The sequence below is a fragment of the Erwinia sp. PME.40.26/001 genome, assembly GCF_055556675.1.
The window spans coordinates 1-258 of sequence record NZ_JBVHNP010000272.1 but is presented as its reverse complement, the minus strand read 5'-3'; the positions used below and the strand labels follow the sequence as shown (position 1 = coordinate 258).

Annotated in this window: 1 protein-coding gene; it reads left to right on the top strand. The window is 67.8% G+C overall.

Features of this window, described 5'->3' with window-relative positions; translation table 11 throughout:
• On the top strand, window positions 1–258 hold a 258-nt coding region (locus ACZ3HG_RS24155), incomplete at both ends, for a hypothetical protein (RefSeq protein ID WP_465334972.1).

The window sequence follows — 258 nt, the reverse complement described above, 5'->3', positions numbered from 1 at the left end:
AAACTCCTGCCCGGCAACGAGACCGTCCTCGCAATCCCCGCCTTCCTGGACGCTGCCGGCGTTCCGCAGCTCGTCCACGCGACCAACGGCAGCGTCGTGCCGTTCGACGCGCCCACCAAGGCCGTCCTCGACAGCTACATCACCAAGACCGCGCCGACCGCCGCAAACCCGACCCTCGGTGGAAACTTCTCGGGCGCGCTGCGCTACGACCTCGCTCTCGGGCTGACCGGATCGGAGCGCGATTCCTCTCGAACGATC